Below are 25,263 nucleotides of genomic sequence, written 5' to 3' on the forward strand. Positions count from 1 at the left end.
AGACGCCCCGGCGTCGGCAGCGCTGACCCGGACGGGGCCGCGAGCACGGCGACCGGAGGCCCTGGACGACCGGACCGGAGGCCCTGGACGACCGGAGGCGGGGCGCGAGCGCCGCGGCCTGGGGGCGGGACGGAAACGCCGCGACCTGGGGCGGGACAGAAACGCCGCGGGGAGCCTCAGCTTCCCGCCGCCATGGCCGCGCCCACGATGCCGGCGTTGTTCTGGAGCTCCGCCGGCACCATCTCGGCCCGTACGTGCTCGATCAGCGGCAGGAACTTGTCGGCCTTGCGGCTGACACCGCCCCCGATGATGAACAGTTCGGGCGAGAACAGCATCTCCACGTGGACCAGGTACTTCTGCACCCGGTGCGCCCAGTGGTGCCAGCTCAGGTCCTCGTCCTCCTTGGCCTTCGTCGAGGCGTGCTTCTCGGCGTCATGGCCGTTCAGCTCCAGATGACCGAGCTCGGTGTTGGGCACGAGCCTGCCGTCGATGAAGAGGGCGCTGCCGATGCCCGTACCGAGCGTCAGCACGATGACCGTGCCCTTGCGGCCGCGACCGGCGCCGAAGGTCATCTCCGCGATGCCGGCCGCGTCCGCGTCGTTCAGCACGGTGACCGGGAGGCCCAGCTTGTCGCTGAGCAGCGTGCGGGCGTCCAGGTCGATCCAGCCCTTGTCGACATTGGCCGCAGAGCGGGTGACACCGCTGGTGACCACGCCCGGGAACGTGATGCCGACCGGTCCCGACCAGTCGAAGTGCCCGACCACCTCGGCCACGCACCCGGCCACGTCATCGGGTGTGGCCGGGTGCGGTGTGAGTACTTTGTGGCGGTCGCGCGCCAGGTCTCCGCGCTCAAGGTCCACGGGAGCACCCTTGATCCCGGATCCGCCGATGTCCACGCCGAAGATCTCCATGTGATCCACGGTACGGGCACCGGGCCCCGCTCACTTCTCGGAGCGGAAACCCGGAGCGGAAACCCGGAGCGGAACCTCGCGTCGGCTCACTCCGCCGACAGGGCCGCCGCCTCCGCGCGCAGGTCCCGGCGGAGCTCCTTGGGCAGCGAGAAGATGATCGACTCCTCGGCCGCCTTCACGATCTCCACGTCCTCGAAGCCCCGCTCGGAAAGCCAGGCCAGCACACCGTCGACGAGCACTTCGGGGACCGACGCACCGGAGGTGACGCCGACCGTGGAGACGCCGTCCAGCCAGGCCTCGTCGATCTCGTCGGCGGAATCGACCAGGTGCGAGTCGCCCGCGCCCGCGCCGAGGGCGACCTCGACCAGCCGGACCGAGTTGGAGGAGTTCTTGGAGCCGACGACGATCACCAGGTCGGCGTCCGCGCCCATCTGCTTCACCGCGATCTGGCGGTTCTGCGTGGCGTAGCAGATGTCGTCGCTCGGCGGCGAGATCAGGAGCGGGAACTTCTCCTTGAGCGCGCCGACGGTCTCCATCGTCTCGTCGACCGAGAGCGTGGTCTGGGAGAGCCAGACGACCCGGGACGGGTCGCGCACCTCGACGTTGGCGACGTCCTCGGGGCCGTCGACCAGCGTGATGTGTTCCGGGGCCTCGCCGGAGGTGCCGATGACCTCCTCGTGGCCCTCGTGGCCGATGAGGAGGATGTCGAAGTCGTCCTGCGCGAAGCGGACGGCCTCCTTGTGGACCTTGGTGACCAGGGGGCAGGTCGCGTCGATCGTGGCGAGCTTCCGTTCGGCGGCCTCTTCGTGCACGGTCGGTGCGACGCCGTGTGCGGAGAACATCACGATCGAGCCCTCGGGGACCTCCGCGGTCTCCTCGACGAAGATCGCGCCCTTCTTCTCCAGGGTCTGCACGACGTATTTGTTGTGGACGATCTCGTGGCGCACGTAGACCGGTGAGCCGTACTGCTCCAGAGCCTTCTCCACGGCGATCACGGCACGGTCCACGCCCGCGCAGTAGCCACGGGGAGCGGCGAGCAGGACGCGTCGGGGTGTCGTAGCAGTCATGCGTCCCATCGTAAGGCCGTACCGAACAGGCGCGGGGCCGACGGGGTCGGGAGACTGATCACCACGCGATCGGGGAGTGATCACCGTACGACTGATCACCACGCGACAAACGGAGGACTCATGGCCGGCAGCGGCATCGGCGATTCCGGCAAGAGCACGGATTCCGGCAGCACCACCGACCGGGCGGGGCTGCGGCGGACACTGGGCTTCCGGGATCTGGTGGTCTACGGGCTGCTGTTCATCGCCCCGATGGCCCCGGTCGGCGTCTTCGGCACGCTCGACGCGAAGTCGCACGGCGCGGTGGCGCTGGTCTACATCGCGGCGACCGTGGTGATGGCGTTCACCGCCTTCAGCTACGCCCAGATGGTGCGGGTCGCTCCCCTGGCGGGTTCGGTGTTCGCGTACGCGCGCAAGGGGCTCGGGGAGGGGCCGGGGTTCATCGCGGGGTGGATGGCGATGCTCGACTACCTGCTCATCCCCGCCGTCGCCTATCTCTTCTCCGGTATCGCGATGAACTCGCTGGTGCCGGAGGTGTCGCGGTGGGTGTGGACCGCGCTGGCGGTGGTCCTCACGACGCTGCTGAACCTCTGGGGCGTACGGGCGGCGGCCCGGGTCGGCTTCGCGGTGCTCGCGATGGAGATCGTGGTGCTGCTGGTGTTCCTGGTGTCCGCCGTGGTGGTGCTCGTGCAGGACGGGGCGCACCGCGGCTGGCTGACGCCGCTCAACGGCGACGCCGGGTTCTCCGCGTCTGCGGTGCTGGGCGCGGTGTCCGTGGCCGTGCTGTCGTACCTGGGCTTCGACGCCATCGCCACGTTCGCGGAGGAGGTGACGGGCGGTTCGGCGAAGGTGGCGCGGGCGCTGCTGTTCTGTCTGGTGCTGGCGGGGTTCCTGTTCGTGGCGCAGGCGTATCTGGCGGCGTTGCTGGAGCCGATGTCGTCGGCCGAGCTGGCCGCCGATCCGGTCGCCCAGGGCTCGGCCTTCTACGACACGGTGGACTCCGCGGTCGGGTCCTGGCTGCACGATCTGGTCGCGGTCAGCAAGGCGATCGGGGCGGCGTTCGCGGCGCTGGCCGGGCAGGCGGCCGCGGGCCGGCTGCTGTTCGCGATGGCCCGGGAGCGCCGGCTGCCCGCGCTGCTGTCCAAGGTCGATCCGCGCTCCGGAGTGCCCCGGATCGCGATCCTTATCGCGGCGGTCGTGACGCTGGTGGCGGCGGTCTGGGCGGCCCGGCGGGACGACGGCCTCGACCATCTGGTGTCGGTCGTGGACGTGGGCGCGCTGACCGCGTTCGTGCTGCTGCACGCCTCGGTGGTCGGCTGGTTCGTGGTGCGCCGGATGGAGGGTGCGCCGAGCTGGTGGCGGCACGTCCTGATCCCGGTGGTGGGCGCCGGTGTGCTCATCGCGGTGATCGTGGAGGCGACGTCGAGCGCGCAGGTGGTGGGGGCGTGCTGGTTCGTGGTGGGGCTGGCGGTGCTCCTGGTGCAGCGTGGGCGCCGGGTGGCGGGATGAGAGCGGGGCTGGTGCAGCGCTGGCGCCGGGTCGCGCGATGAGAGCGGGGCCGTCGCCGCGCGGGCGCCGGGTCGCGGGATGAGAGCGGGGCTGGTGCTGCGGGACCGGCCGGCTGTCGGTGGTGCCGGATACGCTCGCTCGTATGGCTCTCCAAACATCACCGGAAGCTCCGCTGCCCGTCGGTGACGTGTCACGGCTCATCGGCGGCTGGATCGACCGGCTCGGTGCCGTCTGGGTCGAGGGGCAGATCACCCAGCTGTCGCGGCGCCCGGGTGCCGGAGTGGTGTTCCTGACACTGCGCGACCCCTCGCACGACATCTCGGTGAGCGTGACGTGCTTCCGGCAGGTCTTCGACCGGATCGCGGACGTGGTCACCGAGGGGGCGCGGGTCGTCGTCCTCGCCAAGCCCGAGTGGTACGCGCCCCGCGGGCAGCTCTCGCTGCGCGCCACGGAGATACGGCCGGTCGGCATCGGCGAGCTGCTGGTCCGGCTGGAGCAGCTGAAGAAGTCACTGGCCGGGGAGGGCCTCTTCGCCCTGGACCGCAAGCAGCCGCTGCCCTTCCTGCCGCAGCTGATCGGGCTCGTCTGCGGCCGGGCCTCCGCGGCGGAGCGCGACGTCCTGGAGAACACCCGGCGCCGGTGGCCCGCGGTCCGCTTCGAGGTCCGCAACACCGCCGTGCAGGGGGTGCACGCGGTGAATCAGGTGGTCCAGGCGGTACGGGAGCTGGACGCGCTCCCGGAGGTCGACGTGATCGTCGTGGCGCGCGGCGGCGGCAGCGTGGAGGACCTGCTGCCGTTCTCGGACGAGCAGCTGATCCGTACGGTCGCGGCGTGCCGCACCCCGGTGGTCTCGGCCATCGGGCACGAGCCGGACTCCCCCCTCCTCGACCTGGTCGCGGACGTGCGGGCCTCCACCCCGACGGACGCGGCGAAGCGGATCGTGCCCGACGTGAGCGAGGAGCTGGACCGGGTCCAGCAGCTGCGGGACCGGGCGCTGCGGTCGGTACGGGGGCTGCTCGACCGGGAGGAGCGGGGCCTGGCGCACGCGCTGGGGCGGCCCTCGATGGAGCGTCCGCAGCGGATGGTGGACGAGCGCGCGGCGGAGGTCGACGCGCTGATCGGACGCGGCCGGCGGGTGCTGGGGCATCTGCTGGACCGCGCGGACTCGGAGCTCGCCCACACCAGGGCCCGGGTGGTCGCGCTGTCGCCCGCGGCGACCCTGGAGCGCGGCTACGCGGTGCTCCAGCGGGCGGACGGGCACGTGGTGCGCGATCCCGCCGACGCCGGGGCGGCGGGGGACGCGCTGCGGGCCCGGGTGTCCGGGGGCGAGTTCGTGGTGCGGGTCGACGGGTGAGCGACACCCTCCGGGGCCGGCGGACAGCGCCCCGGAGGCCGGCCCAGGGCCGGGATGGACGGACATGCCGACGCATAGGGTGGATCACATGACGGACGACGGGACGACGGCGGCTGCGGCTGCGGCCACGGGCACGCTCGGGTACGAGCAGGCGCGCGACGAGCTGATCGAGGTGGTGCGCCGGCTGGAGGCCGGCGGGACGAGCCTGGAGGAGTCCCTGGCCCTGTGGGAGCGGGGCGAGGAGCTGGCGAAGGTGTGCCGGCACTGGCTGGAGGGCGCGCGCGCCCGGCTGGACGCGGCGCTGGCGGGGCCCGCCGGCCCCGGGGACGGCAGTGGCACCGAGGGCGGCACGGCAGCCGAAGCGGGCTGAGCCGGGCCTGCGGGGGCGCGGGACGCGGGGAGCTGAGCATGGGCGTGGAGTGCGGGGCGTGGCACGGACACGGGGCGCGGGGGCCGAGCACGGGCGCGGAGTGCGGGGCGGCGCGGAGTTCGGGGTGCAGGGCGCGAGGCGGTCCGTACTGGTTGTGGAGTGAATCACTCCGTTCCCGTTTTAGTTGAAAGTTAACCTACCTCTCCCGTACGGTGATCGATGTCGCTCGATCCCCGTGTACGTCCGGAAGGTAATACGCAAGATGTCCCTCGTTCTTGACCCCGCCGCCCAGGACCTCCTCTTCCGTGAGGCCCGCACCGCCAACACCTTCACCGACGAGCCGGTGACCGAGGAGCAGGTCCAGGCGATCTACGACCTGGTCAAGTACGGTCCGACCGCGTTCAACCAGTCGCCGCTGCGCGTCGTCCTGGTCCGCTCGGACGACGCCCGCGCGCGCCTCGTCCAGCACATGGCCGAGGGCAACCAGCCCAAGACCTCGACCGCCCCGCTGGTCGCGATCCTGGCCACCGACAACGAGTTCCACGAGGAGCTCCCGGCGCTGCTGCCGCACTTCCCGCAGGCCAAGGACGCGTTCTTCTCCGAGCGCCCGGTCCGCGAGTCCGCCGCCGCGCTGAACGGCGCGCTGCAGGCCGCCTACTTCATCATCGGCGTCCGCGCCGCCGGCCTGGCCGCCGGCCCGATGACCGGCTACGACGCCGCGGGCATCGAGAAGGAGTTCCTGGACGGCGACCACAACGTGCTGATGGTCGTCAACATCGGCAGGCCGGGCGAGGACGCCTGGTTCCCGCGCCTGCCGCGCCTGGCCTACGACGAGGTCATCAAGAGCGTCTGAGCCGCACCGGCCGAACATGTCCGGCCGGGACACACGGGAAGGTCCCTGGAGCACCCGCTCCAGGGACCTTCCCGTTTCCGCATGAGCGCGCCCCGCCCCGCCCCCGCCCGAAGGACGTCAGGAGGTCTTGAGCGCCGCCGCCATCTCCGCCAGCCGCTCCGGCGACGCGGAGCCGGTGACGACCGTGGTCGCCCCCTTGTTCTCGCGCACGAGGGCGTCGTACTTCGGGCCCTCCCAGCGCTGCCAGGTCTCACCGGCGACCTGCTGGGTGCGGCCGGTGTTCTTCGCGTCCTGGCTGACGTCGGTGATGTACTTCTTCGCCGGGGACGTGGACTGCTCCACCGCGACGTACCCGCCGTCCGGATCGAGGAAGCCCAGGTGCCAGCTGTTGCCGGCCTCGCCGTCGTACCTGACGGAGGTCGGCTTCCACTTCTGTGCCAGACCGCTGGGGGCCGCCACCGGGTAGGGAGCCGCGCGCCGCGCGGTCAGGAGCTCAACCCGGTAGTCGACCGCCTTGACCGGATCGGCGTTCTCGTCGTGCGGGACGAAGATGTAGACGACCCCCGCCACGGCGGCGATCACCGCCAACGACAGGAACATGTCCCGCACTGTCTGCTTGCCTCGCTTGCTTGCCACGGGTCCATCGTCGCATCAGCCCCCGCTCGGCCGAACCGGGGGCGCCCGCTCATAAGTGACCCGGTCTGCTCATTTTATCGACCTGACGATAGAGTCACATCACCCTCATCCGGTCGTCGTCGTACAGAAAGGTGCGCTCCGATGTCCGAGCATCATCTGCCGTCCCAGCTGGAGGTCTCTCCGGAGGCCCCCGACCGCAACCTCGCCCTGGAGCTCGTCCGGGTCACAGAGGCGGCCGCCATGGCCGCCGGGCGCTGGGTCGGCCGCGGGGACAAGATCGGCGCCGACGGCGCCGCCGTGAAGGCCATGCGGACCCTCGTCTCCACCGTGTCGATGAACGGCATCGTCGTCATCGGCGAGGGCGAGAAGGACGAAGCCCCCATGCTGTTCAACGGCGAACGGGTCGGTGACGGCACCGGCGCCGAGGTCGACATCGCCGTCGACCCGATCGACGGCACGACCCTGAACGCCAAGGGCATGCCGAACGCGATCGCCGTACTGGCCGCCGCCGACCGGGGCGCGATGTTCGACCCGTCGGCGGTCTTCTACATGGACAAGCTGGTCACCGGGCCGGAGGCGGCCGACTTCGTCGACATCAACGCCCCCGTCTCGGTGAACATCCGCCGGGTCGCGAAGGCGAAGAACTCCACCCCGGAGGACGTCACCGTCGTCATCCTGGACCGCCCGCGCCACGAGGGCATCGTCAAGGAGATCCGGGAGACCGGCGCACGGATCAAGTTCATCTCCGACGGGGATGTCGCGGGCTCCATCATGGCCGCCCGCGACGACACCGGCGTCGACCTGCTGATGGGGATCGGCGGCACGCCCGAGGGCATCATCTCGGCCTGCGCCATAAAGTGCCTCGGCGGTGTCATCCAGGGCAAGCTCTGGCCGAAGGACGCGGCCGAGCGGCAGCGCGCGCTGGACGCCGGGCACGACCTGGACCGGGTGCTGTCCACGGACGACCTGGTCAGCGGCGACAACGTGTTCTTCGTGGCGACCGGCATCACGGACGGCGAACTGATGCGCGGTGTGCGGTACCGCGCGGAGACGGCGACCACCGAGTCGATCGTGATGCGGTCCAAGTCGGGCACCATCCGGAAGATCGACTCGACCCACCGGCTGTCGAAGCTGCGGGCCTACAGCGCGATCGACTTCGACCGCGCGAAGTGACGTAGGCACGTTCGGCACGTTCACGTGAAGGGGCGCCCCCCATGTGCGGTGGGGGCGCCCCTTCACGTGCGAACGGATGCGGTGGACCCGCACGACGTCCGCACGGATCACGACGTTCGTACGGACGCGGTGGGCCCGTCAGCCCGCCGCGGCGATGTGGCCGGCCGCGCCGGACGCCTTGAGCTCGGCCTCGCGCCGCCGGCGGCGGGCCAGGGCCACGCGGCGCTCGGCAGCCGTGAGGCCGCCCCACACCCCGTACGGCTCGGGCTGGATCAGGGCGTGTTCCCGGCACTCGACCATCACCGGACAGCGCGCGCAGACCCGCTTCGCGGACTCCTCGCGCGAGAGCCGGGCAGCGGTCGGCTCCTTCGACGGGGCGAAGAACAGCCCGGCTTCGTCCCGGCGGCACACCGCCTCCGAATGCCAGGGGCCTGCCTGGTCCTCCCGAGCGGGATTCCGCTGGGAAGGCACGGCGGCGACCTGCAGGGGCTGATGCGGCAGTTGCAGCACGGTCCACTCCTGACGACGGCTTCGCGGGCGAGAAGACGATGCAGCTCTCCCTACCCGCTGTACGCGCGCCTATGCACTGCGTGGCACTCAGGTCCGGTCCACGCAATTGCGCTCGATCGTGGTTTCGGCTGAAATGCGTTCCTCCCGCGCCCGCCTCTCCGTCAGTGACCGAGGTGTTTGCGCAGCCGGTCCTGGAGATCCGTAATGAACTTGCCGCGCTTGGGCTTTGCCTCAACGCTGCCGAACACCGAATAACCGTTGACCACCACCACGGGCGCCTCCGGATCGCCGGATTCCAGAGTCACGACTTCGAAATTCCCGAAGATTCCCGTTCCGCTGCCGCGCAGCGAGATGTTCTCGGGGACCCGGATCTCCACACTGCCGAAGATGGAGGTCGCGTTGATCACGGTCAGACGCTGTCCGAAAAGCGCCTCGGTCAGATCGATCTCCACACTTCCGAACAACGAGAACGCGTTCGTCCGGCCGCCGACCCGCCAGCGCCCCCTGCGGGTGGAGCTGCTGAAGACCGCGATCAGGTTCTCGGCCGGACCCGCCGTCCCCTCGGGGCCGTGCGCGTACGGCGCGGCGGCGGGCCTGGCGGCCGCGCCGCCCGGCGCGGGCAGGTCCCGTACCAGCGGCTCCAGTTCACCGACGGTCTTGGCGCGGTAGACCGCGTCGACCCGCTCGCCGTGCTCGTCGGCCGTCAGCCGGCCTTCGGCCATGGCTTCCCGCAGGATGTCCGCGATCCGGTCGCGGTCGGCGTCCGAGGCGCGGATGACGTCGGGTTCCGCCGGTGCGGTGGGCTGCTGGGGGTGCTTTTCGAGGTCCACCGGCCCAGCGTACCCAAACGCGATAGATCGCGACTAGGGGCTGAGCGTTGACGGCGGGGCGGGGGCCGTTACCGGTGAGCCTTACCTCACAGGCTCACCGCTTCCGCCGGGTCCTACCCTGGTGGGTGCGCTGTCCAAGGGAGGGCAGCCGCTGTCACCGAGTGAGGAATGGCCGTAATGCCAGAGTTTGCGTACTCCGATCTGCTCCCCCTGGGAGAGGACACCACGCCGTATCGTCTGGTCACCTCAGAGGGTGTCTCCACCTTCGAGGCCGACGGCCGTACGTTCCTCAAGGTCGATCCGGCGGCGCTGCGCACCCTGGCCGCCGAGGCCATGCACGACATCTCGCACTACCTGCGGCCCGCGCACCTGGCGCAGCTGCGGCGGATCGTGGACGACCCGGAGGCCTCGTCCAACGACAAGTTCGTCGCGCTCGACCTGCTGAAGAACGCGAACATCGCCGCGGCGGGCGTGCTGCCGATGTGCCAGGACACCGGCACCGCGATCGTCATGGGCAAGCGCGGGCAGAACGTACTCACCGAGGGCGGTGACGAGGAGGCGCTGTCGCACGGCATCTTCGACGCGTACACCAAGCTCAACCTGCGCTACTCGCAGATGGCCCCGCTGAACATGTGGGACGAGAAGAACACCGGCTCCAACCTCCCGGCCCAGATCGAGCTGTACGCGACCGACGGCGGCGCGTACAAGTTCCTCTTTATGGCCAAGGGCGGCGGCTCGGCCAACAAGTCGTTCCTCTTCCAGGAGACCAAGGCGGTCCTCAACGAGGCCTCCATGATGAAGTTCCTGGAGGAGAAGATCCGTTCGCTGGGGACGGCCGCCTGCCCGCCGTACCACCTGGCGATCGTGGTCGGCGGTACGTCGGCCGAGTTCGCGATGAAGACCGCGAAGTACGCCTCCGCGCACTACCTGGACGAGCTGCCCGCCGAGGGCTCCCCCACCGGTCACGGCTTCCGGGACAAGGAGCTGGAGGAGAAGGTCTTCGAGCTGACGCAGAAGATCGGCATCGGGGCGCAGTTCGGCGGCAAGTACTTCTGCCACGACGTCCGCGTGGTGCGCCTCCCCCGGCACGGCGCCTCGCTGCCCGTCGCCATCGCCGTCTCCTGCTCGGCCGACCGCCAGGCCACCGCGAAGATCACCGCGGAGGGCGTCTTCCTGGAGCAGCTGGAGAAGGACCCGGCGCGCTTCCTCCCCGACACCACAGACGAGCACCTGGACGAGGCGGGTGACGTGGTCAGGATCGACCTCAACCGGCCGATGGACGACATCCTCGCCGAGCTGACCAAGTACCCGGTCAAGACCCGGCTCTCGCTGACCGGACCGCTGGTCGTGGCGCGCGACATCGCGCACGCCAAGATCAAGGAACGCCTCGACGCGGGCGAGGAGATGCCGCAGTACCTGAAGGACCACCCGGTCTACTACGCGGGCCCGGCGAAGACGCCCGAGGGGTACGCCTCCGGTTCCTTCGGTCCGACGACCGCGGGCCGGATGGACAGCTACGTCGCGCAGTTCCAGGCGGCCGGCGGCTCCAAGGTGATGCTGGCGAAGGGCAACAGGTCCAAGCAGGTCACCGACGCCTGCGACGCGCACGGCGGCTTCTACCTGGGTTCGATCGGCGGCCCGGCGGCCCGGCTCGCTCAGGACTGCATCAAGAAGGTCGAGGTCGTCGAGTACGAGGAGCTCGGCATGGAGGCGGTCTGGAAGATCGAGGTCGAGGACTTCCCGGCGTTCGTCGTCGTGGACGACAAGGGCAACGACTTCTTCACCGAGCCCGCCCCGGCCCCGACGTTCACCAGCATTCCGGTGCGCGGCCCCGGCCTGGCCTGACGGACCTGGGGCCCGCCCGGCGGGGCGGGCCCCTCAGCCGTCGAGCAGGCCCGATGTCGCGACCAGGTAGCCGAGTTGGGCCCGGCTGGTGCTGCCGAGCTGCTCGGAGACCTTCCGCATGTGCTCGGCCACGCTGCGGCGGCTCATCCCGATCCGGCGGGCTATCGAGGCGTCCGTCTCGCCGTTGACCACCGCCCGCAGGATGGCGCGCTGCAGGTCGGACGTGACGACGGGGGTGCGCAGCGGCGCCCGCTCCGGACGGACCGGCACCGCGCGGGCCCAGGCCTCGTCGAAGGCGCGGGCCAGGAACCGCACCAGTGAGGGGTGCTGGACGCGCAGGGCGTGGTGCGGTTCGTCGGAGAACGGGACGAACGCCAGGTCCCGGTCGAACACGATGACCCGGTCGACCACCTCCGCGAGCGTCCTGACCTCCGCCCCCGCAGCGGTCACCTGCTCGATGTACGCGAGGGTCGTACGGTCCGAGCGGACGGTGTGCTGGTAGATCGTCCGCTGCCGGACGCCCCGCCTCAGATTGCCCAGGTCCCTGGTCAGCGCCTCCTGGAGCACGCGCGCCGGGCGGCTGCCGCCGGGTTGCGCGGTGCGGACCTGTTCCCGGCAGCCGCCCACCCCCGCCTCCAGCGCCCTGCTGATGACGGCCTCCCCGGACAGCCGGGTGAGCGCGGGCTGTTCGCTGCGGTGCACATCCGCGTACAGGGTCTCGAAGGCGGAGAGCGCGGCACGGGTGGCGCGCAGCGCGCGGCGCCGGTCGAGGAGGGCCTCCTGGAGCGGGGCGAGCGCGGTGTAGGACGCGGTCTCCGGCGGTACGGGGACCATGAATCCCGGCGAGCCCCGGTCGGCCACCATCAGATGCAGGTCCCGCAGGCAGCCGGCCACCTCACCCTGCGGAAGAGATCCGGCCACCAGTGCGCGCCGGTACGTCGCGAGCGCGCTCTCGCAGGGGTGTTCCGGGCCGGCCCCGGCCCCGCCCGGCGCGGAGCCGACCGCCGACGATTCGCGGCAATCGCATGCCGGTGGGCTGGAATGATCGTCCTTCACAAGTATGCAGATTACCTTTGTGCACAAGGGATGACGGCGGGGAATCCGGCGGTTCGGCGACTATGAACGGGTGACGCCCGGCCCCGACAACACCCTCAGCCGGCCGAGCGCCGAATCGGCCGACTCGCGGTACGGGGTCCGGCGTTATCGATTCCTGGTGGCCGGCTACGCCATCTCCTCGTACGGCACCTTCCTGAATATGGTGGCGCTCAATCTGTTCGTCTATGAGACGACCGGACGGGCTCTCGCCATGGGGCTGTTCATGGCCGTGCGACTGGCGTCCGGATTCGCCGCCGGGCTGACGGCCGGCGGTCTGCTCGCCCGATTCACCGCGAAGAGCGTGATGCTCTGGACGAATATCGCGCAGGCGTCGGTGATGCTGCTGCTGGTGCTCGCGCCGGACGGGCTCCGGACGGCCGCGCTGATCGCGGTGTCCGTGGTGGTCGGCTCCTGCGGGACCCTGTTCATGGTGTCCCTGCGCAGCTCCATTCCGGAGATGGTCGGCGAGGACCGGCGCTCGTGGGCCAACTCCCTTTCGATCAGTGGTCGTTCACTGGCCATGGTGGCGGGGTTCGCCTCTGCGGGCGTCGTCGTCTCGCTCGTCGGGTACACCGCCGCCTTCATCGTGGACACGGCCACCTTCGCGGTCTGCGCGGTGACGGTGGCCCTGCTCCCCATTCCGGGCGGCGGCAGGCGGCGCGACGGCAGCGGGGACCGGGGCCACCGGGAGCGGGACGCGGCAGCGGGTGCGGAGTCGGTGGCGGCCGGTGCGCCCGCCCGCCGGCGCGGGCCCGCCGCGCTCGCCGCCCTGGCCGCCGCGCCCGGTCTGACGCTGATGGTGGTGCTGCGAGGTGTGGACGCGCTGGGCTCGTCCTCGCACAACGCCGCGCTCCCGGTCTACTCCAGCGAGCTCGACGACGCGCGCCCCGCCGTGTTCGTCAGCGCCTTCTGGTGCCTGTGGGCGCTCGGCAACATCGTGGTGCAGCAGCTGATCCAGCGGTACGCGCGCCGCACCGGCCGGTCCGTCGGGGCGCTGGGCTTCGGCTGGGGAACCTGCCTCATGTCGACGGCGTTCATCCTGGCCTTCGCGGGGTTCCCGATGGTGGCCACGGCCGTGATCGCGCTGGTCGCGGGGGCCGCCGACGGCCTCACGGAGGTCTCGTACACCTCGCATCTGCAGACCCTGCCGGCCGGGCCGCGCGCACACGCCTTCGGGCTCTCCGCCACGGTGGAGAACCTCGGTTTCGGTGCCGGGATGATCCTGGTCGCGGCGGCGCTCGACCACTACACCCCACTGACGGTCGTCGGCTGGTCCCACGGCGCCGCGATCGTGTTCGCCGCGGTGTTCCTGATCCGGGTGGCGGGCCCGCGCACCTCCTCGCCCGGCCCGACGCCCCCGTGACCGGTGCCGGTGCCGGTGCCGGGACGGTCCGCGTACGGCTGAATTCAGCCAATTCCGCGGCGGGCCGTACGGGGCCGCCGTCCGGGCCACCGGCTGCGGACACCCGCGCCGCACCACCGCATTCGCGCAGCGGGCCGCCGGCCGGGCTTGCGGGGGCCCGGCCGATGCGGTGAGTTGGCCGCGTCGCGGGAGAACGGGAGAACCCCGCCCCGCCCGACCGCCCCGCCCGGCCACCCGCTGCGGACACCGCCCCGCGAACCGGCAGAACACCTTCACGCCCAGCCCGCACGTACGAACACGCGCACGCCCGAACACCCTCACGTCCCACACCGGAAAGGCGGAGACCGCATGACGCCGGTCCAGCACCGCAGCCACGTCGACGATCTGCTCTCCTTCATCAGGGCGAGCCCCTCCCCGTACCACGCTGTCGCGAGCGCCGCCCAGCGGCTGGAGAAGGCCGGCTTCCGTGAACTGCGCGGCACGGACGACTGGACGGGCACCACCGGCGGCAGCTTCGTCGTCCGGGGCGGCGCGCTGATCGCCTGGTACGCGCCCGAGGGCACCCCCGCCCACACCCCCTTCCGGATCATCGGCACCCACACCGACTCGCCGAACCTGCGGATCAAGCCCACCCCCGACACCGGCTCGGCCGGCTGGCGGCAGATCGCGGTGGAGATCTACGGCGGAGTCCCGCTCAACACCTGGCTCGACCGGGACCTGGGTATCTCAGGCCGGCTCGCCCTGCGCGGCCCCGGCGGCACGACCGACTCCCGGCTCGTCCAGATCGACGAACCGCTCCTGCGGGTGCCCCAGCTGGCCATCCACCTGGACCGGTCCGTCAACGACGGCCTGGCTCTGGACCCGCAGCGCCACATCGCCCCGGTCTGGTCGCTCGGCGCCGCGCAGGAGGGTGCGCTGCTGCGCCGGGTAGCGGCGGCGGCGGAGGCGGAGCCGGACGACGTGCTGGGCTGGGACCTGATGCTCCACGACATCCAGCCGCCCGGATACCTGGGCGCGGAGCGGGAGTTCGTGGTCTCCTCCCGGCTGGACAACCTGATCTCGGTGCACGCCGGGGTCACGGCGCTGGCAGCCGCGGCGACGGCGGCCGGTGAGCCCGCGTACATCCCGGTCCTGGCGGCCTTCGACCACGAGGAGGTCGGCAGCGGCTCTGACACGGGTGCGCAGAGCCCGCTGCTGGAGCGCGTCCTGAGCCGTTCGGTCACCGCTCGCGGCGGCAGCGCGGAGGACTGGTCGCGGGCGCTGGCCGGTGCCTTCTGCCTCTCGGCGGACATGGCGCACGCCGTGCACCCCAACTACGCGGAGCGGCACGACCCGGACCACCACCCGCTGCCCAACAGCGGCCCCACGGTCAAGGTCAACGTCAACCAGCGCTACGCCACCGACTCGACCGGCATCGCGGTGTTCGCGGCGGCCTGCGAGCGGGCGGGCGCCCCGTGGCAGCCGTTCGTCTCCAACAACGCGATGCCGTGCGGTACGTCGATCGGCCCGCTCACCGCGGCCCGGCTGGGTGTCCCGACCGTGGACGTGGGGGTACCGGGGCTGTCGATGCACTCGGCGCGCGAGCTGTGCGGGGCACAGGACCCGGGCCACCTGGCGGCGATCCTGGGCGCGTTCGTGACGTCCGGCTGACCCGGGGCGCGGGGAGGGGCCGCGTACCGCCTGCCGTCCCTCCCCGCGCCCGCGGACCTCGGTCTACGCGAAGCGCTGGCTCGCGCTCCCGTCGCAGGGCTGGAGCCTCAGCGGCTGCTGCGCGCCCGCCAGGGTCGCGCACAGCCCCGTCGAGGCGGCCGGGCTCAGAGTGCCCGACTGCCGGACGAACCGCTGGTTGGCGGCGCCGGAGCAGTTGTAGAGGATCAGGGCGGCGCCCGCCGTGTACTTCGCGCCCGGTACGTCCAGGCAGCGGTCGTGGCTCAGTGCCGTACGGACGGTCTTCGTGCCCGTGTCGTACCACCAGTTCTGGTTGCGGCCGCCGTGGCAGTCCCAGCCGGTCACTCCGGTGTTGTTACGGGTGACGGAGGCGGGGACGTCCAGACAGGTGCTGGTGGCCTCGTTGCGGAGCGGCTTGAAGACGTCGTCCCAGGCGGCGGGCTGCAGCACGGGGGTGCCGGTGCTCGCCGGATCGGCGCAGCTCGCCTCGCGCAGGCCCGAGTTGTAGATCTGGGTCAGGCAGGAGGCGAAGGCGCCGTGGCCGGCGGCGTTCGGGTGGAAGGACTGCCGGAGGGAGTTGGAGTCCGGCGGGAAGTGCGACAGGTCGATGAAGAGGCCGCGGGCCCAGGTCGACTCGCTGCACACCTCGTGGCCGTGGAAGAGCCGGGAGTTGTCCAGGTAGACGGCTCCGGTGTCGGCGGCCGCCTTGCGCATGCCGCGCTCGAAGGCGGGAACGGCGGTGTTGCGGCCCCAGGCGGCGTCGGAGTCGTATCCGGCGCAGCCGCCGGGAAGCTTGCCGGGGAAGTTGGGGTTGTCGTAGAAGTCGGGTCCGATCGGGCTCGGGTAGCCCATGACGACGAGCTTGTAGTCGCTGTTGGCGTATCCGGCGTCCGACATGACGGTGCGCAGGTCGCCCACGGTCTTCTCGACCTTGGGGACGAGTCCGTCGACGCGGGCCTGCCAGCCGCCGGCGTACTTGGGCTCGCAGGTGCCCTGGATGAGGACCCAGCGCTCGACGCAGTCCGTCATGACCGGACCGAACTGGAGGTCGTCATTGGCACCGGCCACCAGCACGACCATCTTGATACGGGTGTTGCGCGCCTTGATGGCGAGGTTGTCGCTCTGCACCAGCTCGTCGGCGTACTGCTTCGAACCGCCGATGACGATGTTCCCGGTGTACGCGCCGGAGCAGGAGACGTTGTACGTGACGTCGGCCGGGATGCCGGTGCGGTGGATGGCGGAGTCGGGCGAGCGGTGGCACCAGTTGTCGGGTCCGTTGGTGCCCGCCTCGTACGTGCCGACGCCCTCGCCCGAGATCTCGCTGTCGCCGAGCGAGATCAGCCCGGTCTTGCGCTGCGCGAGCGGGCGCTCGGCCGGGTCGCCGTACAGCCGGGTGGCTTCCGCGGCGCGGATGGCCTCCAGTTCGGGCGACAGCGCGGTGGATGCGGTAGTGGTGGTGGCGGACGGCGCCGCGGCCGCCGGACCGGCGGCCGCGGTCATCCCGCCCAGTGCCGCGGCCGTGGCGGCGACGGCCGCGACGGTACAGCGGAGTCTGAACCTTGTGCGCCTCATTGCGCCTCCCGAGATTGTTGTTACCCCCGGTATTTACTGGTCGGTAGCCGACTTGGGAATACATAGAACAAGACAAGTGCTCACCTTTTTCAGGAGGTTGAACGATGACGAATGAGGGAACTGGCGCGGCGGGCGCAGAGGGCTACCGCGTCGAGCACGATTCGATGGGCGAGGTGAAGGTGCCCGCGGACGCCAAGTGGCGGGCCCAGACGCAGCGGGCCGTGGAGAACTTCCCGATCTCCGGGCAGCGCCTGGAGCGGGCCCACATCGAGGCGCTCGCCCGCATCAAGGGCGCCGCCGCCAAGGTGAACGCCGAGCTGAAGGTGGTCGACCCGGAGATCGCGCGGGCCATCCAGGACGCGGCGGCCGAGGTCGCGGAGGGGCGCTGGGACGCGCACTTCCCGATCGACGTCTTCCAGACCGGCTCCGGCACCTCGTCGAACATGAACACCAACGAGGTGCTGGCCACCCTCGCCACCGAGCGCCTGGGCCGCGACGTCCACCCCAACGACCACGTCAACGCCTCGCAGTCCTCCAACGACGTCTTCCCGTCCTCCATCCACATCGCCGCGACGGGCGCGGTGACCGGCGAGCTGATCCCCGCCCTGGACCACCTCGCGGCCGCCCTGGAGCGCAAGTCCGCCGAGTTCGCGACGGTCGTGAAGTCGGGGCGTACGCACCTGATGGACGCGACGCCGGTGACCCTGGGCCAGGAGTTCGGCGGGTACGCCGCACAGATCCGTTACGGCATCGAGCGGCTGTACGCCTCGCTCCCCCGCCTCGCGGAACTGCCGCTGGGCGGCACGGCGGTCGGCACCGGCATCAACACCCCGCCCGGCTTCTCGGCCGCGGTGATCGCGGAGGTCGCCCGCGTCACCGGGCTGCCGCTCACCGAGGCCCGGGACCACTTCGAGGCACAGGGCGCCCGGGACGGACTGGTGGAGACCTCGGGCCAGCTCCGTACCGTGGCGGTCTCGCTCACCAAGATCTCCAACGACCTTCGCTGGATGGCCTCCGGACCGCGCACCGGACTGGCCGAGATCAGCCTGCCCGACCTCCAGCCCGGCTCGTCGATCATGCCAGGGAAGGTCAATCCGGTCATTCCCGAGGCGGTGCTGATGGTCGCCGCCCAGGTGACGGGGAACGACGCGACGGTCGCCGCCGCAGGGGCCGCGGGCAACTTCGAGCTGAACGTGATGCTCCCGGTCATCGCGAAGAACCTGCTGGAGTCCGTACGGCTGCTCGCCAACGTCTCCCGGCTGCTCGCGGACCGCACGGTCGACGGCATCACCGCGAACGTGGAGCGGGCCAGGGAGTACGCGGAGTCCTCGCCGTCCGTCGTCACCCCGCTGAACAAGTACATCGGGTACGAGGAGGCGGCCAAGGTCGCCAAGAAGTCCCTGGCCGAGCGGAAGACGATCCGCGAGGTGGTGCTGGCCTCGGGTTACGTCGAGCGCGGGGACCTCACCGTGGAGCAGCTGGACGAGGCGCTGGACGTACTGCGGATGACCCGCCCGTGACGCGCGTCGCTGCGGCGGGGGCGCCCGCTCACTAAGATCCCTCCATGACAGGTACCGGAGGGACCGAGCGCTGGGCGCCGGGTGATCAGATCCTGTGGCGCTACCGCGGCAACGGACCGCTGCGACACGGTCCCGCGCCCGGTGGGGCACGGAACCCGGTCCACATCTGCCGGCCCGTCACCGTGGCCCAGGACACCGAGGACCTGCTCGCCGTCTGGGTGGCGCCCGGCACCGAGTGCGTGAAGCCGGTGCTGGCGAACGGCACCGACGTGCACGCGGAGCCGCTCGCCACCCGGTACACCTCGCCGCGCACCACTGCCCGCACGCCCTGGCTGGGCAACGGGGTGCTGAAGCTGGCCAGGCCCGGCGAGCCGTGGTCGGTCTGGCTGTTCTGGGAGCCCGGCTGGGAGTTCCGCAGCTGGTACGTGAACCTGGAGGAGCCGCGGACCCGCTGGGCCGGCGGCATCGACTCGGAGGACCACTTCCTGGACATCTCGGTCTACCCGGACCGCAGCTGGCTCTGGCGCGACGAGGACGAGTTCGCGCAGGCCCAGCGGGTCGGCCTGATGACGCCCGCGACGGCCCGGCGGGTACGGGAGGCCGGGCGCGCGGCGGTCGGCGTGATCCGCGACTGGGGGGCGCCGTTCCGGGACGGCTGGGAGGACTGGCGGCCCGATCCGCAGTGGCGGGTGCCCGCGCTTCCGGACGACTGGGACCGGCTTCCGGATGACTGGGACCGTACCCCCTCCGCCATGCCGTCGTGAGACCCTTGATGCACCCCAGGGGGGCAAACGTAGGATCGTCCCGAGGACGGACGGTCCACCCCACCCCCCGGGCGCCGCAGACGAGCTGACCGTAAATCATCGAGTCATCGCACTGGTTGCACGTTTCATGACCGCATCAGTCGTATGAGTCGCACGAGTTGCCCGCATCGCATGAGCCACTACGAGGGGGTGGAGACGTGCACACTGTCCGCCGCTCCACCGCAGAAAACGTTGTCACCGCCGTCGTTCGCGGACGTCCGGTTTCGGCCCGGCGTTCCGGGGCATGCGGTGTCAGCCGTTGTTATTGCCGCTCATGCCGGGGCACAGTAGCGCCCCACAAGGTGATTGCCTCATACAACCGGCCCGGACGGACGGAACCCCAAGCGTGACGGAGCACCCCACCTCCCACGAAGGCCGGCAGCCTCTCGCCGCCCGGCCGCAGGAACGCGCCCGGCCCCGGCAGCGGGATGCCGCCTCCGCGGCCGCCGCTGCCGCCGCCGCGATCCCCGGCCCCGCCAAGGGCCCCGGTCCGGCCGCCGCCGGATCAGGCCCGGCGGCCGGCCCGGACCCGCAGGCGGCGGCCCGCCGCGAGGGCGACCGGCTGCGCTTCGTGGGTGCCGCGACCCGCCGGATCGCCCGCGGGATAGATCTGGACGAGATCGTGCTCGGCCTGTGCCGGGCCAGCGTGCCGACGTTCTCCGACGCCATACTCGTCTACCTCCGCGACCCGCTGCCGGTCGGCGACGAGCGCCCCGTCCACCCGTTCGTGCTGCGGCTGCGCCGCTCCGACCGGCTGCGGCTGAGCGACGAACTCCCCGACGGTCTGCCGGAGAGCGAGCGGCTCCGGCCGGCCGTCATCGATCCGCAGACCGATCTGACGCCCGCCGCAGAGCTGTGCGAGGTCCGGCCCGGCGGCGCGCTGGCCGAGGTGCTGCGCGGGGTGCGGCCGGTCTTCGGTGACTCCGCCGCGGCCCGTGCCGCCCTGCCCGAGCTGCTCGGCGCCGGACGTACCGTGCCGTCCGGTCACCGGGCGATCCTGGCCCCGCTGCGCGGCCGGCGCCGGGTGATCGGCGCGGCGGTCTTCCTGCGCGGAACCGAGCGCCCGCCGTTCGAGGCCAACGACCTGCTGGTCGCGGCCCAACTGGCGACGCACACCGCCCTCGGCATCGACAAGGCCGTGCTGTACGGGCGCGAGGCCTACATCGCGGACGAGCTCCAGCGCACCATGCTGCCCGACTCGCTGCCGCAGCCCACCGGGGTCCGGCTCGCCTCCCGCTATCTGCCGGCCGCCGAGACGGCCCGGGTCGGCGGCGACTGGTACGACGCGATCCCGCTGCCCGGCAGCCGGGTCGCCCTGGTCGTCGGCGACGTCATGGGCCACTCCATGACCTCCGCCGCGATCATGGGCCAGCTCCGCACCACCGCGCAGACCCTGGCCGGGCTCGACCTGCCGCCGCAGGAGGTGCTGCACCACCTCGACGAGCAGGCCCAGCGGCTCGGCAGCGACCGCATGGCGACCTGCCTGTACGCGGTGTACGACCCCGTCGCGCACCGCATCACCATCGCCAACGCCGGCCACCCGCCGCCCGTGCTGCTCCACCTCGGCGGCCGCGCCGAGGTGCTGCGGGTACCGCCGGGGGCCCCGATCGGCGTCGGCGGAGTGGACTTCGAGGCCGTCGAGCTGGACGCGCCCGCGGGCGCCACGCTGCTCCTCTACACCGACGGCCTGGTCGAGTCGCGGCTCCGGGACGTGTGGACGGGCATCGAGCAGCTCCGCGAGCGGCTCGCCACCACCGCCCGGCTGACCGGTCCCGACCACTCGCCGCCGCTGGAGGCCCTCTGCGACGACGTGCTGGACATGCTCGGCCCCGGCGACCGGGACGACGACATCGCGCTGCTCGCCGCCCGCTTCGACGGGATCGCGCCGAGCGACGTCGCGTACTGGTTCCTGGAGCCGGAGGACTCGGCCCCGGGCCGGGCCCGCAGGCTGGCCCGCCGCGCGCTCAGCCGCTGGGGCATGGAGGATCTCTCCGACTCGGTGGAGCTGCTGGTCAGCGAGGTGGTGACCAACGCCGTGCGGTACGCGGAGCGGCCGGTGACGCTGCGGCTGCTGCGGACCGACATCCTGCGCTGCGAGGTCGGCGACGACTCCCCGCAGCTGCCCCGCCAGCGCCGCGCCCGCGACATGGACGAGGGCGGCCGTGGTCTGTTCCTGGTGAACCGGCTGGCCCGGCGGTGGGGTGCGACGCGTCTGTCGACCGGCAAGGTCGTCTGGTTCGAGATGCCGACCCGGGGGCAGTAGGGCGAGCGGCTGGTATCGAACGTTTCCGGCCATCTCCTGGACAGCCGCAAACGCCGGAACGGGCCGGGTACGAGGAATCCTCCTCGTACCCGGCCCGTTCCGGCGTTTGCGGCGACCGGATCAGCGCTTCACCGCGTCACCGTGTCGCTGCTGCGTCAGGCTGTTGTCGCTGTTCGGCTGGTCGCCTCCGGGGTCCACCGGCACCTCCGCCGAGTCACTGGGGTCCGGATCGGTCGACGGATCGGGGGGCGGGTCGCTCGTCGGGTCGCCCGACGGGGTGGGCGGCGTCGACGACGGGGACGTGCTCTCCTTCGGCGGATGGGACGACGAGGACGAGCTGGAGGACGGCGTGTCCGAAGGCGAGACCTCGTCCGAGGGCGAGGTGGTCGGGCTCGGGGTGGTGGACGGGCTCGGCGGGGTGACCGCGGCGCCCATGTCGGTGTCGAGGTCGAACTCGCCCGGATCGCCCATCGCCTGGGCGGTGAAGCTCGCCCAGATGTCGGCGGGGAAACCGCCACCGTTGACCCTGCCTCCGCCGCCGGCACCCTTCAGGGGCACCTGGGCGCCCTTGCCGACCTTCTTGCCGTCGTCATTCGCGCGGGGGTAGGCGGCCTCGCCGAAGAGGCCCACAGAGGTGACCAGCCGGGGCGTGTAGCCGGTGAACCAGGCCGACTTGTTGTCATCGGAGGTGCCGGTCTTGCCCGCGATCTGCTGGTCGGACAGCCCTTCCGCGTTGCGCACCGCCTCGTGGGCCGTACCGTCGTCGACCACACCGGTCAGCACGGAGGTCACGGAGTCCGCGGCCTGGCGCTTGATGACCTGGTCACCGATCGCGTCGGGCAGCTCGATCGGTGACTCGCCCTGCTTCTGGGCCGACTTCACGATCTGCGGCGTGACCTTCTTGCCGTGGTTGTCGAGGGTGGCGTAGACCCCGGCCATCTCCATCGGGCTCGCGCCCATGGAACCGAGGGTCTGGGCCGGCACCGCGTCGAGCCCCTTCACATCCATGCCGAGCTTGCCCGCGGTCTGCATCACGCGGTCCATCCCGACGTCCACGCCCATCTGCGCGAAGACGGAGTTGATGGACTTGTTCATCGCGGTCTGGACGGTGACCTGGCCGTAGTTCTGGTCGTCCTCGTTCTCCGGCGCGAACGCGACGTCACTGCCCTTGACCGGGCGCTTGCTGGTGCCGTCGTAGCGGGTGTCGGCGGTGATCTGCTGGTCGTCCTGGGTCTGCGACTCCTGGTCGAGCGCCGCCGCGAGGATGACCGGCTTGAAGGTGGAGGCGGGCTGGTAGTCGCGCCGGGTGGCGTTGGAGATGTAGTGCTCGGTCAGCCCGCGCCCGCCGTACATGGCGAGCACCCCGCCGGTCTTCGGGTCGACCGAGACCGCACCGGCCTGGACGTCCCGGTCGAGCTTGCGCCCCTTGGTGTCCAGCTTGTCCGTCAGCTTGGCCTTGACCGACTTCTCCAGCTCCTGCTGCTTCTTCTTGTCGATGTTGACGGTGATCGTCCAGCCACCGGCGTCGAACTGCGCGTCGGTGATGTTCTCCTGCTTCTGCACCGCCGCACGCGCCGCGGCGACGATGTAGCCCTTCTGGCCGGTGAGACCCTCCGCCGGCTTCGGGGTCTGCGGGACCTTGAACTTCATCCCCTGGCGCTTGCCCGCGTCCAGCCAGTGCTGGTCGACCATGTTGTCCAGGACGTAGTTCCAGCGCTCCTTGACGAGCGCCTTCCCGTGGTCGCTGGCGACGGCCCAGTCGTACTGGCTCGGCGCCTGGAGCAGCGCGGCGAGGTAGGCGCCCTCCGCCACGTCCAGGTCCTTGGCGTCCTTGTTGTAGTACGCCTGTGCCGCGGCCTGGATCCCGTAGGCGCCGCGGCCGTAGTAACTGGTGTTGATGTAGCCGGCGAGGATCTCGCTCTTGCTCCGCTTCTGGTCGACCTTCAGCGAGATGACCAGCTCTTTGAGCTTCCGGCTGACCGTCTGGTCGGCGTCGAGGTAGTAGTTCTTGACGTACTGCTGGGTGATGGTCGAGCCACCCTGCTTGCCCTTGCCGGAAACGGTGTTGACCAGGCCTCGGGCGGTGCCTTTGAAGTCGACGCCGTGATCGTCGTAGAAGGACTTGTTCTCCGCGGCCACGAAGGTCCGCTGGACGTCCTTGGGGACCTCCGCGAGGCTGACGATCTCCCGGTTGATCTGTCCCGTACGGGCCAGCAGTGTGCCGTCGGAGTACTTGTAGACGTTGGACTGGAGCTTGGCCTGTGCGTTGCCTTCCGGCACCTGCACCACCATGTAGAGCACGGCGAACGCGCCCATGCCCAGCAGGATGAGCCCGAAGGCCGCGCCCAGAAGTTTCCGCCAGGTGAAGAGTCTGCGTATGCCGCCGCTCTTCACGGCCCGCCGCGACCCGCGCCGCTGGGCTCGTCGCGCATCCGCTCGACCCATCGCTGTGTTGCTCCCGCTTCTCTGCTCGACCGGATCAGCCCGGACCAGCCAGCTAACACCGTTGACTAGGACAGAAAGCCAACGATCCACCCTTTTCCGGACGTGACAATCAGCACCCGCTTTCAAGGGAACCGACTCACGAGAGGTGCGCAGGGTTGCCACATCGGTTAATGTGTAATCACATTGCTAGCGCAGAGCTAGCCCACGCAAACGGGGGATTCCATGACTGATCCACAGGTTCCGGCCACGCCCGCCACGCCGTCGGCCGACCTCACGCCGGACGCGCCGCAGATGCCGGAACCGCAGGTCCGGGAGACGACGGCGCACAGCATCGCGGGCGGCATCGGCCTGCTGCTGACGGTGATCGGAGTGATCGTCGGCGTCGGCCTCGCCATCGTCGGCGGCGTCATCGGGACGGGCGGGAACAACGGCGTCGGCATCCCGGTCTGCGTCCTCGGGGTGCTGCTCGCGATCGCCTCGTTCTTCTGCATGGGCGGTGTGAAGATGGTCGCACCGGGCGAGGCACGGGTCATCCAGCTCTTCGGCCGGTACGTGGGAACGATCCGCGCCGACGGCCTGCGTTGGATCAACCCGCTGACCTCCAGCCGCAAGATCTCCACCCGGGTCCGCAACCACGAGACCGCGGTCCTCAAGGTCAACGACGCCTACGGCAACCCGATCGAGCTCGCCGCGATCGTCGTCTGGAAGGTCGAGGACACCGCACAGGCGCTCTTCGAGGTCGACGACTTCCTGGAGTTCGTCGCCACCCAGACCGAGTCGGCGGTCCGGCACATCGCGATCGAGTACCCGTACGACGCCCATGACGAGGGCGGCCTCTCGCTGCGGGGCAACGCGGAGGAGATCACCGAGAAGCTGGCCGTGGAGCTGACGGCACGGGTGCAGGCGGCGGGCGTCCGGATCATCGAGTCCCGCTTCAGCCACCTCGCGTACGCCCCCGAAATCGCCTCCGCGATGCTCCAGCGCCAGCAGGCCGGCGCGGTCGTCGCGGCCCGGCAGCAGATCGTGGAGGGCGCCGTCGGCATGGTCGAGATGGCGCTCACCCGGATCGCGGAGCAGGACATCGTCGAGCTCGATTCGGAACGGAAGGCGGCCATGGTGAGCAACCTGATGGTGGTGCTGTGCGGTGACCGGGCGGCGCAGCCGGTCCTCAATACGGGCACGCTCTACCAGTGACCGAGCAACCGCCGCGGCGTGGGCCGCAACAGCCGCAGCAGCGCAAGCAGATGCTGCTGCGGCTGGACCCAGCGGTACACGACGCGCTGGCGCGCTGGGCGTCGGACGAACTGCGCAGCGCGAACGCGCAGATCGAGTTCCTGCTGCGGCGGGCCCTCGCGGAGGCGGGGCGACTGCCGGGCGGGGCGGCGCCGATCCCGCGCCGGGGGCGGCCACCGAAGGCCCCCGGCCCGCAGTGACCCTCCGGGGGCCCGGACGTCCGGGCCCCCGGTTCGCTGTCGCGGC

The 25,263-nt window shown here is 71.1% G+C and carries 21 protein-coding genes; 13 read left to right on the forward strand and 8 right to left on the reverse strand.

The window, feature by feature from the left end; translation table 11 throughout:
* Positions 1-176 precede the first annotated feature (176 nt).
* Positions 177-911 (reverse strand): polyphosphate--glucose phosphotransferase, encoded by a 735-nt coding sequence (gene ppgK / locus ACZ601_RS23210; protein ID WP_469540933.1) that lies wholly within the window; start codon positions 909-911, stop codon positions 177-179.
* 86 nt (positions 912-997) lie between these two features.
* Positions 998-1,987, reverse strand: a complete 990-nt coding sequence (locus ACZ601_RS23215) for a 4-hydroxy-3-methylbut-2-enyl diphosphate reductase (protein ID WP_311303476.1) — start codon at positions 1,985-1,987, stop codon at positions 998-1,000.
* Between the two features lie 111 nt (positions 1,988-2,098).
* Between ACZ601_RS23215 and ACZ601_RS23220 the strand changes: the two genes are divergently transcribed.
* From ACZ601_RS23220 to ACZ601_RS23235, 4 genes are all read left to right on the forward strand, one after another.
* Entirely contained in the window at positions 2,099-3,484 is a 1,386-nt protein-coding gene (locus tag ACZ601_RS23220; RefSeq protein WP_469540937.1) for an APC family permease, read from the forward strand.
* Between the two features lie 142 nt (positions 3,485-3,626).
* Positions 3,627-4,838, forward strand: a complete 1,212-nt coding sequence (xseA, locus tag ACZ601_RS23225) for an exodeoxyribonuclease VII large subunit (RefSeq protein WP_469540940.1) — start codon at positions 3,627-3,629, stop codon at positions 4,836-4,838.
* An 88-nt stretch (positions 4,839-4,926) separates the two neighbouring features.
* Positions 4,927-5,208, forward strand: coding sequence for an exodeoxyribonuclease VII small subunit (locus ACZ601_RS23230; RefSeq protein ID WP_469540942.1), 282 nt, complete (start codon positions 4,927-4,929; stop codon positions 5,206-5,208).
* A 262-nt stretch (positions 5,209-5,470) separates the two neighbouring features.
* The gene (locus ACZ601_RS23235; protein ID WP_469540945.1) at positions 5,471-6,061 is read left to right on the forward strand and encodes a malonic semialdehyde reductase; all 591 of its coding nucleotides are present in this window, start codon (positions 5,471-5,473) and stop codon (positions 6,059-6,061) included.
* Positions 6,062-6,178: 117 nt separating this feature from the next.
* Here ACZ601_RS23235 and ACZ601_RS23240 read toward each other — a convergent pair whose 3' ends face one another.
* A complete protein-coding gene (locus ACZ601_RS23240) occupies positions 6,179-6,697 on the reverse strand; it encodes a DUF4245 domain-containing protein (RefSeq protein WP_469540947.1) in 519 nt (172 codons plus the stop codon).
* A gap of 141 nt (positions 6,698-6,838) precedes the next feature.
* Here ACZ601_RS23240 and glpX point away from each other — a divergent pair, with 141 nt between their 5' ends.
* Positions 6,839-7,870 carry a class II fructose-bisphosphatase gene (gene glpX, locus ACZ601_RS23245; RefSeq protein ID WP_401920931.1) on the forward strand — a complete coding sequence of 344 codons (1,032 nt, stop codon included), beginning with the start codon at positions 6,839-6,841 and terminating at the stop codon, positions 7,868-7,870.
* 138 nt (positions 7,871-8,008) lie between these two features.
* Here glpX and ACZ601_RS23250 read toward each other — a convergent pair whose 3' ends face one another.
* Positions 8,009-8,380 carry a WhiB family transcriptional regulator gene (locus ACZ601_RS23250; RefSeq protein WP_469540951.1) on the reverse strand — a complete coding sequence of 124 codons (372 nt, stop codon included), beginning with the start codon at positions 8,378-8,380 and terminating at the stop codon, positions 8,009-8,011.
* Between the two features lie 161 nt (positions 8,381-8,541).
* Positions 8,542-9,210: a DUF1707 SHOCT-like domain-containing protein gene (locus ACZ601_RS23255; RefSeq protein WP_469540954.1), complete on the reverse strand. Its 669-nt coding sequence runs from the start codon at positions 9,208-9,210 to the stop codon at positions 8,542-8,544.
* Positions 9,211-9,387: 177 nt separating this feature from the next.
* Here ACZ601_RS23255 and ACZ601_RS23260 point away from each other — a divergent pair, with 177 nt between their 5' ends.
* On the forward strand, positions 9,388-11,055 hold the full coding sequence (locus ACZ601_RS23260; protein WP_469540956.1) for a fumarate hydratase: 1,668 nt from the start codon (positions 9,388-9,390) through the stop codon (positions 11,053-11,055).
* Positions 11,056-11,088: 33 nt separating this feature from the next.
* On the opposite strand, the gene ACZ601_RS23265 is transcribed toward ACZ601_RS23260, so the two are convergent.
* The gene (locus ACZ601_RS23265; RefSeq protein WP_469540958.1) at positions 11,089-12,111 is read right to left on the reverse strand and encodes a LuxR C-terminal-related transcriptional regulator; all 1,023 of its coding nucleotides are present in this window, start codon (positions 12,109-12,111) and stop codon (positions 11,089-11,091) included.
* 157 nt (positions 12,112-12,268) lie between these two features.
* Here ACZ601_RS23265 and ACZ601_RS23270 point away from each other — a divergent pair, with 157 nt between their 5' ends.
* On the forward strand, positions 12,269-13,513 hold the full coding sequence (locus ACZ601_RS23270; RefSeq protein ID WP_469541235.1) for an MFS transporter: 1,245 nt from the start codon (positions 12,269-12,271) through the stop codon (positions 13,511-13,513).
* Between the two features lie 348 nt (positions 13,514-13,861).
* Complete coding sequence (locus ACZ601_RS23275; protein WP_469540961.1) at positions 13,862-15,163, forward strand: M18 family aminopeptidase; 1,302 nt, start codon at positions 13,862-13,864, stop codon at positions 15,161-15,163.
* 63 nt (positions 15,164-15,226) lie between these two features.
* On the opposite strand, the gene ACZ601_RS23280 is transcribed toward ACZ601_RS23275, so the two are convergent.
* Entirely contained in the window at positions 15,227-16,753 is a 1,527-nt protein-coding gene (locus ACZ601_RS23280; RefSeq protein WP_469540964.1) for a ricin-type beta-trefoil lectin domain protein, read from the reverse strand.
* Positions 16,754-16,857: 104 nt separating this feature from the next.
* On the opposite strand from ACZ601_RS23280, the gene ACZ601_RS23285 reads away from it, so the two are divergent.
* The 3 genes from ACZ601_RS23285 to ACZ601_RS23295 all read left to right on the forward strand — a co-directional run bounded on the left by ACZ601_RS23285 (position 16,858) and on the right by ACZ601_RS23295 (position 21,339).
* Complete coding sequence (locus ACZ601_RS23285; RefSeq protein ID WP_469540967.1) at positions 16,858-18,273, forward strand: class II fumarate hydratase; 1,416 nt, start codon at positions 16,858-16,860, stop codon at positions 18,271-18,273.
* 44 nt (positions 18,274-18,317) lie between these two features.
* Positions 18,318-19,037: a cytidylyl-2-hydroxypropylphosphonate hydrolase gene (fomD, locus tag ACZ601_RS23290; protein WP_440576582.1), complete on the forward strand. Its 720-nt coding sequence runs from the start codon at positions 18,318-18,320 to the stop codon at positions 19,035-19,037.
* Positions 19,038-19,422: 385 nt separating this feature from the next.
* Complete coding sequence (locus tag ACZ601_RS23295) at positions 19,423-21,339, forward strand: SpoIIE family protein phosphatase (protein WP_469540972.1); 1,917 nt, start codon at positions 19,423-19,425, stop codon at positions 21,337-21,339.
* A gap of 120 nt (positions 21,340-21,459) precedes the next feature.
* Here the strand turns inward: ACZ601_RS23295 and ACZ601_RS23300 are convergent, their stop codons facing one another.
* Positions 21,460-23,784 (reverse strand): transglycosylase domain-containing protein, encoded by a 2,325-nt coding sequence (locus ACZ601_RS23300; protein WP_469540975.1) that lies wholly within the window; start codon positions 23,782-23,784, stop codon positions 21,460-21,462.
* Positions 23,785-24,006: 222 nt separating this feature from the next.
* On the opposite strand from ACZ601_RS23300, the gene ACZ601_RS23305 reads away from it, so the two are divergent.
* Both ACZ601_RS23305 and ACZ601_RS23310 read left to right on the forward strand, forming a co-directional pair.
* Positions 24,007-24,978: an SPFH domain-containing protein gene (locus ACZ601_RS23305; RefSeq protein ID WP_469540977.1), complete on the forward strand. Its 972-nt coding sequence runs from the start codon at positions 24,007-24,009 to the stop codon at positions 24,976-24,978.
* Entirely contained in the window at positions 24,975-25,217 is a 243-nt protein-coding gene (locus ACZ601_RS23310) for a type II toxin-antitoxin system antitoxin (protein ID WP_440579173.1), read from the forward strand. Before ACZ601_RS23305 ends, ACZ601_RS23310 begins: the two co-directional genes overlap by 4 nt.
* The last annotated feature ends 46 nt before the right edge of the window (positions 25,218-25,263 follow it).

It is taken from the genome of Streptomyces sp. NPDC104307 (assembly GCF_055584045.1).

Coding starts and splice junctions, on each gene's coding strand:
- ppgK (WP_469540933.1), bottom strand. CDS start 911: ATGGAGATCTTCGGCGTGGACATCGGCGGATCCGGGATCAAGGGTGCT.
- ACZ601_RS23215 (WP_311303476.1), bottom strand. CDS start 1,987: ATGGGACGCATGACTGCTACGACACCCCGACGCGTCCTGCTCGCCGCT.
- ACZ601_RS23220 (WP_469540937.1), top strand. CDS start 2,099: ATGGCCGGCAGCGGCATCGGCGATTCCGGCAAGAGCACGGATTCCGGC.
- xseA (WP_469540940.1), top strand. CDS start 3,627: ATGGCTCTCCAAACATCACCGGAAGCTCCGCTGCCCGTCGGTGACGTG.
- ACZ601_RS23230 (WP_469540942.1), top strand. CDS start 4,927: ATGACGGACGACGGGACGACGGCGGCTGCGGCTGCGGCCACGGGCACG.
- ACZ601_RS23235 (WP_469540945.1), top strand. CDS start 5,471: ATGTCCCTCGTTCTTGACCCCGCCGCCCAGGACCTCCTCTTCCGTGAG.
- glpX (WP_401920931.1), top strand. CDS start 6,839: ATGTCCGAGCATCATCTGCCGTCCCAGCTGGAGGTCTCTCCGGAGGCC.
- ACZ601_RS23260 (WP_469540956.1), top strand. CDS start 9,388: ATGCCAGAGTTTGCGTACTCCGATCTGCTCCCCCTGGGAGAGGACACC.
- ACZ601_RS23275 (WP_469540961.1), top strand. CDS start 13,862: ATGACGCCGGTCCAGCACCGCAGCCACGTCGACGATCTGCTCTCCTTC.
- ACZ601_RS23280 (WP_469540964.1), bottom strand. CDS start 16,753: ATGAGGCGCACAAGGTTCAGACTCCGCTGTACCGTCGCGGCCGTCGCC.
- ACZ601_RS23285 (WP_469540967.1), top strand. CDS start 16,858: ATGACGAATGAGGGAACTGGCGCGGCGGGCGCAGAGGGCTACCGCGTC.
- fomD (WP_440576582.1), top strand. CDS start 18,318: ATGACAGGTACCGGAGGGACCGAGCGCTGGGCGCCGGGTGATCAGATC.
- ACZ601_RS23300 (WP_469540975.1), bottom strand. CDS start 23,784: ATGGGTCGAGCGGATGCGCGACGAGCCCAGCGGCGCGGGTCGCGGCGG.
- ACZ601_RS23305 (WP_469540977.1), top strand. CDS start 24,007: ATGACTGATCCACAGGTTCCGGCCACGCCCGCCACGCCGTCGGCCGAC.